Raw genomic sequence first — 10,964 nt, 5'->3', positions numbered from 1 at the left:
GCGGCTGGAATTGCTACTACAAGCCGCCGGGCCCAAAGACCATGCGCGACGGATGGAATCGGCTCGCCGCCACACTCGAGGGATATGCCCTTGCCACCCAACACGAAAATCCGGGAATCCCGTAGCCCGCTTGCGGGGGAGGTCGGCGCGAAGCGCCGGGTGGGGGCTCTCTCCACCCAGGCAGTATCGCCCGCGGAGACACCCCCACCCCAGCCCTCCCCCGCAAGCGGGAGAGGGAGCGCACCTTCCTCGTGGTCGCAATCAAATCTAATTTCATCATGGCGTAGGCTTTTGACTACAGCGCGTTACGGCGCATTTCTGACTTGCATTCTCGCTCGCCTGCGAGCGCTTGTCCCGGCCGCCAATCCCGACCATATTGCGCCGATGAAAAAATCCCCGTTCCGGCTCACGCCCTATCAAGTCCAATTCCTGCTGGTGGTCGGCTTCGTTACCGTCGGCTACGCGCTCTATCTGCGCTACCTCACGGTCGAGTTCTCGACTGTCGCGCTCGCCTGCGACGCCGGCCTGCAAACCATGCAGTGTAAGTCGCGGACGCTCGCCACCTACCTGTTCAAGAATTCGGTATTCGGCATCACCGCGCTGATCATTGCGACACTTCACGTCATGCGGCCGTCAATCGTGCTGCTGACCGGCGGCCTGATCGCGGCGGGATTCGGGATCGTGCTCTACAATATCGCGCTGTCGGGAATTGCGATCGGCCTGCTCATTTTGGGATTTGCACGGCCCGCGCCCGCCACAGCGTGAGCGCCAGCAGCAAATAGATCGCGCAGGTCCACATCGACTGCCAGTTCTGATTGCCTTCGTTGATGCCGGTGAACAGCGCGGCCACGACCAGCAAGCCGGCAAAGGCGGATTCGGCAATCGGGCGAACGCCGTCTTTCGGCCGGTTCAGCAGCATCAGCGCCGCGAACGGCACCACCGCCATGGTCAGCGAAGCGAACGGAAAATCGCGGTAGCGCGGATCGAACGCAAAGCCGAGGGCGGTTGCCGCCGCAATCAGCGTGGTGACGACAAGCGCAAGCCCCAGCAACGCCGATAGCACCGACTTGGTCCGGCCCTCGCGCGGCCCGAGCAGTTCGAGAAAGGTCGGCAGCGACCGCCCCGACATCGCGGCGTTCGCGCACAGCACCGGCGAGGCAATGGCGGCTGCCAGCAGCGCGCCCCATTGCAGCCAGCCGCCTGCCCCGTAGCTCTCGTAAAACATCTTGTCCGCGGCGACCCCGAGCAGCATGCCGGCGGTCGTCGCCGATGTTCCGACCGCGATCCAGGCGGCCAGCCCGGGCTTCCACGGCCGCCGCCGCAGCGTCAGCCAGCCCGCCAGGAAGACGAGGCCGCTGAGCGCCATGCCGCCTCCCATCTGCAGTTTCCAGAACGGATAATTGCTGATCGGCTCGCCGGGCGGATATTTCACCGCCCGCTGCGAGTCATTGATCATGCCCCAATAGCCGCCGACGGTGCCTTCGAGCTCACGCTTCCACGGCTGGTCATAGGCCTCGATCAAATTGACCCGAAACTTTTCGCGCTTGGCGAGATCGAGGATTTCGGACACCACGCGCGCCTGGTTGGTGCGCGACGGCAGCGCGCCTTCGCGCATCCGCCCCGCGCTCGGCCAGCCGGTTTCGCCGATCAGGATTTCCTTGGCTGGAAATGCCACTGCCATCCGCTTGCGGATATCGTCGACATGGCCGGCGGCGTGCTTAGCGCGCACCGGCATGTCTTCCCAGTACGGCAGGATGTGGATCGTGACGAAGTCGACCGCGTCGTAGATTTCGCGGTTGCGCAGCCAGAACTCCCAGACGTCGGCATAGGTCACGGGCACGGTGACCCGCGACTTGACCGAGCGGATGTGGGCCGCGAGATCCGATGTCGTCATCTCGCCGCGCAGCAGCACCTCGTTGCCGACCACCAGCGCCGTAATGACGTCCGGATGTTCCTTGGTCAGTTCGATCGCAACCGAAATCTGGGCAAGATTCTTGATCCGGTTGCTCGAGAGCCAGATCCCCTGGATCACCTTCAGCCCGACCTTGGCGGCCAGCGCCGGAACCTGGTCGAGCCCATTCTCGATCGAATAGGTCCGCACGCAGTCGGTTATCTTGGCGAGTTGCGCCAGGTCCTCCGCGATCTGTTCAGGAGCGATCTGCGTGGTCGGTATCAGGGGTGTCTGCGCGCCGCGGAACGGCGCGTAGGAGACGCATTGCAGCTTGGCAGTGGGGTCGATCGGCGCGCGCGCCAGCGTAATCGGCGTGGCGAGCCACCACCAAAGAGCCGCGATCATACCTAGCGATGACAGGAGAAGCGCCAGCGGCGTACGAAGAGAAATCGGTTCCATCCTCCGGGCGGGGACCGTCGATTACCCGTTCATCGGCGTTCTGCCAAGATGCACGATCGCCCTATTCCGCCTCCGCCTTGCGGCAGTTTTACCAGCGCCTATGATAAAGTTGTGACTTTGCTGGACAAAATCTGAAATACCCGTCATGTGAATCGCCGGATGTTTCCGCCGCATTGGAGACCTATTTGGGCGGCAACAAGCCAGAACACCACCACCAGCCGCTTGCGGCAGGAAATTGATCGGGGAATGTATGCGTCGACGGTTGCTTGATCCAAGAGTTGCGGTTTTGAGGCGCTTCGCCGCTGCCGGCCTGGCCCTCCTGATCGGATCGGGCGGGGCGTTTGCCCAGAGCGGCAGCCCGACCCCGCAGGATCAAGGCAAGGCGCCGGCCAATGCCGCCGCCGACGCCAACAAGGACAACCAGCGCAAGGCCGACGAATTCGTCGAGGCCGCCCAGGCCATCAACGGCCCGGCCGGAAACCCCGAATGCGTCTGGCTCGGCCGCCGGGTGGTTCGTCTGATGTGGCGCGACGACCTGGATACCGCCTTCCGGCACCTCGATCTCTATGACCGGTTTGGCTGCCCCGGCGGGCATGTCCAGGCCACCTTCCGTTGCCTGACCCGCTTTGGCGGACAGATCGATCCCAAGGTGGCGGAGACCCTCGACAGCCGCATCCATGTCTGCTGGATCAATCCGGGCGCCCAGCCGCAGGCTGCCGCAGCAGCCAACCCGGCGCCTGCGACCGCCGGCAATGCGACGCCTGCGCCGGCCGCTTCGCCCTCGCCTGCCCCCAGTCCCGCGCCTGCCCCGCCCGCGAAATAGACGTCCGACGTCCGGCATTCAGGAAACGTTCAGCGGAACGATCCTATTTGTCCGGCGTTTGGATTGGTCACGCCCTTGAAGCGCCGTCCTTAAAAAAGTCATGGCGTCATACCAGTTGTGAAAACGCAGGGCAGGACTATCCTTATGACGCCGCCGTGTCGGTCGAACCTAGGGGACAGGTTCGCTTCCCATAAATTGCAGCCCCCGTATGGTTTAGCCCCCGATGCGTGCTGTCGTCGCCGTTCTGCTGTTTGTCACCGCAGCTCACGCCGGGCTGTGGGGCCTATTCCAGGAAAAGCAACCGGCGCCCGATTTCAGGGGCATTTTGCCGAGCGTCTCCTATGCGCCGTTCGAGGGTTCGGCGCATCCCGACATCGACAATATTCCGCAGATCGAAAAGATCCGCGCCGACCTGAAGAAGCTCTCGACGATCACGCGCGCGATTCGTCTCTACTCCTCGACCGGTGGCGTCGAACTGGTGCCGCCGATCGCGGCCGAATTCGGCCTGAAGGTCACCGTCGGCGCCTGGATCGACAAGAATTCCGATCGCAACAAGCGCGAGATCGAGGCGGCGATCAACCTCGCCAAGCGCAACAGCAACGTCAACGGAATCGTCGTCGGCAACGAAACCATTTTCCGCGGCGAGCAGAAGATCGACGACCTGGTCGAGCTGATCAAGCAGGTCAAGAAATCCGTCAACGTCCCCGTGACGACCGGTGAGATCTGGAACATCTGGCGCGACAATCCGGAACTGGCGTCCTCCGTCGATTTCATCGCCGCGCACGTGCTGCCCTATTGGGAGAACTTCACCGACAGGCAGGCCGTCGATCAGGCGGTGGCGATGTTCCAGCTACTGCGCGATCAGTTTCCCGGCAAACGGATCGTGATTGCCGAGTTCGGCTGGCCGAGCGCCGGATACAATTTGAGGAACGCCGAGCCCGGCCCGTTCGAACAGGCCTCGGTGCTGCGCAACTTCGTCACCCGCGCCGAAGCCATCGGCATCGACTACAACATCGTCGAGGCGATCGATCAGCCCTGGAAATTCTTCGAAGGCGGCGTCGGCCCCTATTGGGGCATCCTCGATGCCAATCGCGAACCGAAATTCGCGTGGACCGGCCCGATCGTGAACGAGAATTATTGGAAGTTGGCTGCGATCGCGCTGCTGATGGGCATCCTGATGTCACTGCCGATCCTGCGGATCGAGCAGCCGACCATCATGCAGGCGCTGCTGCTTTCGGCGGCAGCGAACGGCGTCGGCGCCTGGGTTTCCACCGTGTTCGCCTACTGGGCCGGGCATTATTTCGTGTTCGGCTCGGCGTTTGCGCTGACGCTTGGCCTGATCCTGCTGGTTCCGCTGATCCTGATCGCGATGGCGCGCATCGACGAAATCGCGGCGATTGCCTTCGGCCGCGGTCCGCGCCGGCTGATTACCAAGAGCGCGCCGTTAGCGCCCGCCACCATCGGCGAGAACGTCGCCTTCCCGAAGGTCTCGATTCACATCCCCGCCTATTTCGAACCGGTCGAGATGCTGAAGCAGACGCTGGATGCGGTGTCGCGGCTCGATTACCCGAACTTCGAATGCGTCTGCATCATCAACAACACGCCCGACCCGGAATTCTGGCGGCCGATCCAGGATCACTGCCGTGCGCTCGGCGAACGCTTCAAGTTCATCAACGCCGAGAAGGTGCAGGGCTTCAAGGCCGGCGCGCTCCGCATCGCCATGGAGCGCACCGCGGCGGACGCCGAGATCATCGGCATCATCGACGCCGACTATGTCGTGCATCCGGACTGGCTGAAGGATCTCGTGCCTGTTTTCGCCGACCCGCGCGTCGGCCTGGTGCAGGCGCCGCAGGAGCATCGCGACGGCGACCGCTCGCTGATGCACTACATCATGAACGGCGAATATGCCGGGTTCTTCGACATCGGCATGGTCCAGCGCAACGAGTTCAACTCGATCATCGTGCACGGCACGATGTGCCTGATCCGCCGCTCCGCGATGGACATGGCCGGTGGCTGGTCCAGCGACACCATCTGCGAGGACACCGATCTCGGCCTGACCATCCAGCAGCAGGGCTGGCTGACGCACTACACCAACGTCCGCTATGGCGAGGGCCTGCTGCCCGACACCTATGAGGCGTTCAAGAAGCAGCGTCACCGCTGGGCCTATGGCGGCTTCCAGATCGTCAAGAAGCATTGGCGGCGCTTCCTGCCCGGCGCGAGCCGGCTGACGCCGGACCAGCGCCGCGAATTTTCGCTGGGCTGGCTGAACTGGCTCGGCGCCGAAAGCCTCGGCGTGGTGGTGGCAATCCTCAACCTGATCTGGGTGCCGATCGTGGCGTTTGCCGACATCGCCATCCCCGACAAGATCCTGACGCTGCCGATCATCGGCTCCTTCGTCGTCTCGCTGGTGCATTTCGTGGCGCTCTATCGCCTGCGGGTGAAGATCAAGGCCGGCCAGATGTTGGGCGCCATGATCGCGGCAATGAGCGTGCAATGGACGGTGTCGCGCGCGGTGGCCCAAGGCCTGATCACCGAGCATCTCGCCTTCGCCCGCACCTCCAAGGGCGGCCTGTCACGGATGTCGATCGAATTCCAGGCGTTCTGGGAGGCCGTGATCGGCGTGCTTCTCTTGATCGGGGCCGCCGTCCTGGTCGTCACCAACGGCTACAAAGAGGTGCGCGAGATCTACATCTTTGCCGGCGTCCTGGTGCTGCAAAGCCTGCCGTTCCTCGCGGCGGTCGCGATCGCGGTGCTGGAAAACTCCCGTATCAATTCCTTCGCCTTCTGGCGTAACAGCGCGGTGCGGACGGCGGAACTGATCGGGTTGCGCCCGGTCACCCTGCCGACGGTCAATACCCAGTCCCAGCCGGTCGCCTCCGAGATTCGCCGGGAGGTCAACTAACCGCGGTGGATTGATTGGCGGCGGGTAGTTGAAGAATCCGAACTAACCTTTAGCTACCTAAAGAGAATTGGGATCGAACGAACCACGAATTAGCCGCGGGGTTGCTATTGACCCGCAGGGGCCCGCCCCCTACACAGCGCGGCGAGTGAGCGCGTAGCTCAGGCGGTAGAGCACGTGACTTTTAATCATGGGGTCGAGGGTTCGAGTCCCTCCGCGCTCACCATTGAAGTTGTCCCTCTCCTCTCTATGAGCGCCCCGGCGCGCGTTGACGCTACCAAGATCGCCAGCGCGGGCGCGCGGAGAGCGATATGACGTGATCCCAACCGTCCTAGGGTCCGCGGACTCAGTCGGCTATCGAAATCCCCGATGCCAGCAGTCCAGCTGCTTGGATCGGCGCGCGGCCACGATGCCGCACGTCGTGCACGCGAAGATGTGACGTTAGTGGATTAGTTCAGATGCGGCCAACAAGAGAGCGCCAGCCCCGTAGAGCTGGGTGTCTGTGATGTGGACGGGGTCCGGCTTGTCGCCGATCGGCTGCACGCGACCGAGCCGGCCGTCAACCGTCGCCGATGCCAGAGCCTGCCAGCCTCGTTCAATCACTGGACTAAACCGCTTTGCGTCGAGTAGTCCGATGCGCACCCCGGCGGCCAGGCCGTAGGTCAGCAAACCTGTGCAGCTGGATTCTGGCGTGCCTGCGTCAGGCGGAGCGAGCAGCGAGGTGGACCAGAAGCCATCCGGCCGCTGCAGTTTCGCTATGCGGTTCGCGATCTCGACAAATAACTTGACGTATTTCTCGCGCAGCGGGTCGCCGGGCTGAAGCTCGCGCAGGATGTTGACAAGTCCAGCGAGCACCCAGCCGTTCCCGCGGCCCCAAAATATCTTTTCACCATGCGCGCCAGTTTTTCCGATGAAACGGCTGTCGCGGTAGAACAAGTGCTCGTCGCTATCAAACAGGAGGTCTTTCGTGGCCCAGAATTCCCTGTCGGCATAATCACGGAAGCGCGGATCCTTCTGGATGCGCGCAATGCCGAACCACGTCGCCGGCCCCATGAATATGGCGTCGGACCAGCACCATCGCTGCAGGCACTTCGCGCTGTCGAATTCGAGAGAGACCTGTGGTTGGTGCTGCAGGATATAGTTGAGCCGCTGCACTGTCGGCTCGATCATGCGCCGATCGCCAAAATGATCGTAGGCGGCGATATAAACCTGCCCCATGGCATGGTCGTCCGCAAAGTAGATCGGGGGCGCCCAGTCGCTGTTGCCCAGCTGCCAACCGGTGCGTTCCCCAAGCTCCCGGATGGCGTCGAAGTGTATCGTCTGACCTGGTGTCGCGGCCCATCTAGCGAGACCGATATAGAAGGCGGCGCGTGTCCAATCAGTTTCAGGCGCCTGGGGCACTTCATGGAAGTGCGACAGTTGCCAACTCGCGACTTGCTGGGCCGTGTTGCGTACGATTTCCGGGGCAAGTGGACCGATGAACAGGATGGCCGTCAGTGCGATTGCCTTCATGCAGCTGTTCCTGACTGCTGATTTCAATCCATCCAAAGGCGGATAGAACCCGGCGGGACGGCAACCCTATCGTAACAGAAACGCCCCGGCGATGAGGCGGAGCCTTCCAGACGAAACGCGCGAGCTGCAAGTATCCCGAGGTAAGGCGGCCCGGCAGGCGACGCTTCAGGACGACACACGCCGGGCCCTCGCCAAGGAGATCGCTCCACTCAGCGGCCTTCCCCGCAGATCGCTGGCCGAACACTTCAGCGCAGTCGTTCGAAATCCTCAGGTTTTCGCTCGCGATCCCATGACAGAATGGCTGACAGACCCCGCGCAGATCTCGGCTCAGGCGATCAAGGAAGTGCGGAACTACCTCAAAGCGGACGCATTCCCAAGTTTGCCGAGGTCTTTTGATTGGGCCGTACACCCACATCCTTTCGCAAAATAGTGGGTCGGCGCGTTTGTTGTGGCCGTCGTGAGGGCGTCGCTATGGTTGGTCCGAACAGCCAACAGGTGAGCCAGTCGTTTGTCGGCAAGCGCGATAACGCCAAGGTCCGAAAGTGCTGGCAGCCGTAGCCCCCGCGCGCTTCGTGCTCAACGCGAAGTGGTTCACTCAGTTTAGTTGCCGATTTGCCGGTCTCTGTGGCCACGTCCGGTTGCACCGCGGTCTGGGCGGGCTTCACGAGGGCGTCGCTGTTTGCCCAGGCAAGCAAGGAGACACCGGACTTCTCTTCCACCGCGGCAGGTTTCTGTTCTGCGGCGCGCCGCGCCTTCGCCAGTTCGCTTGCCAGCGCCTCGGCCCGGTCGTGCTCCTGCTGCAGAGACTGACGCAGGTCCGCCGTCGCGCTGTCCACCGCCTGATTGAGCCGCTCCACTTCGTTGATCTTGTGCTCCGACAGCAGCGTCTCGACGTCCCCTAATAGCGTGTCGACGTCCCGCCGCCGGTTAACCAGTTCGGTTTCCAGCGCCTTGGCCCAGTCGCGCTCATGCCGCAGAGACTGACGCAGGTCCGCTGTCGCGCCGTCCACCGCCCGCTTGAACTGCGCCGCCTCGTCATCCTTCGGCAATGGGATCTGCTGCGCCATGACCGGTGGGCCTAATATCTTCTGCTGACTAGCGTATCGTGCCACATAGGCGATTACTTCAGCGTGGAAATACACGCCGATGAGCGGCGCCGCGACTAGGATTGCGGCAATTGAGAAAAAAGAAAAGAAGCCATGACGACGCGCTCGACCTGCCGACGTCGACGCGTCGGAGAGGCCGCTGGGCGGACCGTCCCCTTGCCGAATATAATTTTTCGCCGGCATTGGATACCAATGCGACGGCGTTATCTTGCTCGGCTCGCCGGCTTCTCCGATCCATTGACCGGCCTCAGGCGACCAGTGAGCGACATCAAACGTCCCGCTCGCCTCATCCCCGAGGATAACGAGGCTCCCATCCCTCGGTGCGGTCTCAATCTTTTGGCGCATGAAACCACGCCCACTCTGACGGGTTATCGGGCCATTTCTTCCTTCGCCACGAGCTTATTCCTACCCGTGGCGGGCATCAAGTTACGCTTTCAGGTACCGAAGCTCACTAAGACCGCGCCGCCCTGTTCGATAACAATTAGTGTACAGACTATCACGACCGAGAAGGAATAGCTTGGTAGGGCCGGTGTTGTCTTGGCGTAATCGGCGTTGTGTGGGCGTAAGAGGTGCAACATGGAGCAGGCATTTGAAGTACGTATGCACAGCCTTCTTCAAATCTCGACCGATCTTCACAACCGCATGGCCGAAATTCAGAAACTCAGAGAGATGGTACGATCAGCGGAGGGCGGGCCCAGCCAAGAGCCGATCCATCCAGCAATCGTCGCGCCGATGGGCTGTTCGCACTTCGCGAACTGATGCAGGATGCCCCGGCTAATCCATTCCCTCAAGCTCGCGAACATCCCATAGCGAGACTGCCAGGATGATGAGCGATGGCGTCCACGCGAGCATGGCTCCAAATGCTATGGCTTGCAAAGTGGTCATGGATCGTCCCCAAATTCCAACCCGCGACCGTTGGAGTTGACAGCTTAAATCTCGATTAGTCGATGCCGATATTCAGGCATTTAAGCGATGCGAACAGTTTTCCACCGGGGACGACTCCCTGCTAATGGTGTGCGATGCAGCGAGAACAGAAGATTATTCTCGGCGAAATGCGGGAGTCCGGCACGTCGTGGTGTTCTGCGGTGACTGCCATTGCAGCCCTCCACTCGCCTGCCCGCCGACCGCTGGCCGGATCATGTGCGGCTCTCGGACATTGAGCCGCAGTTCGTGTGCGAGGCATGCGGCAAGCGCGGCGCCGACGTGCGGCCAGATTTTCAAGGTAGCAAGCAGGCCAGGGTAAAGAGCCTGCGGTAATCCCTAGTGTTAACGCTTTTCCGGTTTTTCCCGTGCCGTCATCCTCCTGTGGCATAGCTATTGCACCGTACCGAGGGACTGGGATTTCAGGGCTCAGTCTGAAACAGGCGCCGCCGGGACACCGTATTTCAAGCCCGGCGGCGTATCTTTTTGACACGGCACTGAAGAAAAATGGCCTCAGCGCGGGGTCGCGCCGAGGCCATCCCAAGTATTCCCATTTCAAATAGCCGGACAGGGTAGTGGGTACCCGTCTGGCTCCCCGAAAAAAGCGGAAAAGGCTGGCAACGTCTGTACGAAAGTGAACAGAGCGGCAAAAAGGAAGATATGGGTAGCCGGCAGGCGTCGATGCCCCGCCCCCAGGGTGTCGCCTTCAACTATGAAGTTCTGGAATGAATCGCATTGGCCGCAGGACCGCGTATGCCATGCTGGTAATCTTAGTGCTGTGCGTGAACCCGCGGGCACGAAAGAGCCGCCGCCGGGGCTGGCTTAGCGGCGGCTCTACGCCCGCGCTGGCCGAACTTTCGATAACTGATTCATAGGCCGTGCATTACCGATATTTGTCGTCCTTGCCGTTCGGACTGCCGTCGCCACCACCATTGCCGTAGCCGTTATTGCCAGATGCGGCGATTGCATCGGATGTCAGAGAAGTTGACAGCAGCAGCGTCATTGCGGGGGGAGTCACCGCCGCAAATCTTCCAGCACCGCCCCATTTCGCGTGCAAGACAATTCGTCGGTTCCAACGCTGCAGGTTCCCGCGAGGTGTGTAGCCCGTTGTGCTGGGAAAAGATGGCAATGGCTTAGGAACTTCTCATGGCGAAAACGGTATCCTTCGACCATTGGATGCAAGGTGCGTGGGAGGGACTGATGAGGGCGAGAGTCCAAATTCCAAGCTACTACCTGTATCAATTGAACATAGATAATGCTGATCTAGTCCGAAAATTTGCGGAGCTCGCAACTCTGCGGGAGCTAGTTCGACAGAAAGAGGAAGCCCTGCACGCGACGCAAGCATCGAGCAGA

The 10,964-nt window shown here is 61.7% G+C and carries 7 protein-coding genes and 1 tRNA gene; 5 read left to right on the top strand and 3 right to left on the bottom strand.

The window, feature by feature from the left end:
* Positions 1-384: 384 nt before the first annotated feature.
* Positions 385-765 carry a hypothetical protein gene (locus tag LMTR3_RS23515; protein WP_028346004.1) on the top strand — a complete coding sequence of 127 codons (381 nt, stop codon included), beginning with the start codon at positions 385-387 and terminating at the stop codon, positions 763-765.
* Here LMTR3_RS23515 and LMTR3_RS23510 read toward each other — a convergent pair.
* Positions 725-2,350: a glycoside hydrolase family 17 protein gene (locus LMTR3_RS23510; protein WP_084029772.1), complete on the bottom strand. Its 1,626-nt coding sequence runs from the start codon at positions 2,348-2,350 to the stop codon at positions 725-727. The two genes, LMTR3_RS23515 and LMTR3_RS23510, sit on opposite strands and share 41 nt — an antisense overlap.
* A 250-nt stretch (positions 2,351-2,600) precedes the next feature.
* Here LMTR3_RS23510 and LMTR3_RS23505 point away from each other — a divergent pair, with 250 nt between their 5' ends.
* The 3 genes from LMTR3_RS23505 to LMTR3_RS23495 all read left to right on the top strand — a co-directional run bounded on the left by LMTR3_RS23505 (position 2,601) and on the right by LMTR3_RS23495 (position 6,298).
* On the top strand, positions 2,601-3,173 hold the full coding sequence (locus LMTR3_RS23505; RefSeq protein ID WP_065747332.1) for a beta-1-3, beta-1-6-glucan biosynthesis protein: 573 nt from the start codon (positions 2,601-2,603) through the stop codon (positions 3,171-3,173).
* Between the two features lie 223 nt (positions 3,174-3,396).
* Positions 3,397-6,075: a glycosyltransferase gene (locus LMTR3_RS23500; protein ID WP_065747331.1), complete on the top strand. Its 2,679-nt coding sequence runs from the start codon at positions 3,397-3,399 to the stop codon at positions 6,073-6,075.
* A 147-nt stretch (positions 6,076-6,222) separates the two neighbouring features.
* Positions 6,223-6,298, top strand: a tRNA-Lys gene (locus LMTR3_RS23495).
* A 215-nt stretch (positions 6,299-6,513) separates the two neighbouring features.
* On the opposite strand, the gene LMTR3_RS23490 is transcribed toward LMTR3_RS23495, so the two are convergent.
* Both LMTR3_RS23490 and LMTR3_RS23485 read right to left on the bottom strand, forming a co-directional pair.
* Positions 6,514-7,584, bottom strand: a complete 1,071-nt coding sequence (locus LMTR3_RS23490) for a glycoside hydrolase family 88/105 protein (protein WP_065747330.1) — start codon at positions 7,582-7,584, stop codon at positions 6,514-6,516.
* A gap of 356 nt (positions 7,585-7,940) precedes the next feature.
* Positions 7,941-9,035 (bottom strand): hypothetical protein, encoded by a 1,095-nt coding sequence (locus LMTR3_RS23485; protein WP_065747329.1) that lies wholly within the window; start codon positions 9,033-9,035, stop codon positions 7,941-7,943.
* A gap of 231 nt (positions 9,036-9,266) precedes the next feature.
* Between LMTR3_RS23485 and LMTR3_RS23480 the strand changes: the two genes are divergently transcribed.
* Positions 9,267-9,449 (top strand): hypothetical protein, encoded by a 183-nt coding sequence (locus LMTR3_RS23480; protein WP_065747328.1) that lies wholly within the window; start codon positions 9,267-9,269, stop codon positions 9,447-9,449.
* Positions 9,450-10,964 lie beyond the last annotated feature (1,515 nt).

This window comes from Bradyrhizobium sp. LMTR 3, from assembly GCF_001693485.1.
Taxonomy (GTDB): domain Bacteria; phylum Pseudomonadota; class Alphaproteobacteria; order Rhizobiales; family Xanthobacteraceae; genus Bradyrhizobium.
The sequence above is the reverse complement of the archived record's forward strand: the minus strand, read 5'-3'. Positions and strand labels throughout refer to the sequence as shown.

What these genes read in the sequence shown, in the direction of transcription:
- LMTR3_RS23485 (WP_065747329.1), bottom strand. Translation starts at nt 9,035, where the DNA reads ATGCGCCAAAAGATTGAGACCGCACCGAGGGATGGGAGCCTCGTTATC.
- LMTR3_RS23505 (WP_065747332.1), top strand. Translation starts at nt 2,601, where the DNA reads ATGCGTCGACGGTTGCTTGATCCAAGAGTTGCGGTTTTGAGGCGCTTC.
- LMTR3_RS23490 (WP_065747330.1), bottom strand. Translation starts at nt 7,584, where the DNA reads ATGAAGGCAATCGCACTGACGGCCATCCTGTTCATCGGTCCACTTGCC.
- LMTR3_RS23515 (WP_028346004.1), top strand. Translation starts at nt 385, where the DNA reads ATGAAAAAATCCCCGTTCCGGCTCACGCCCTATCAAGTCCAATTCCTG.
- LMTR3_RS23500 (WP_065747331.1), top strand. Translation starts at nt 3,397, where the DNA reads ATGCGTGCTGTCGTCGCCGTTCTGCTGTTTGTCACCGCAGCTCACGCC.
- LMTR3_RS23480 (WP_065747328.1), top strand. Translation starts at nt 9,267, where the DNA reads ATGGAGCAGGCATTTGAAGTACGTATGCACAGCCTTCTTCAAATCTCG.
- LMTR3_RS23510 (WP_084029772.1), bottom strand. Translation starts at nt 2,350, where the DNA reads ATGGAACCGATTTCTCTTCGTACGCCGCTGGCGCTTCTCCTGTCATCG.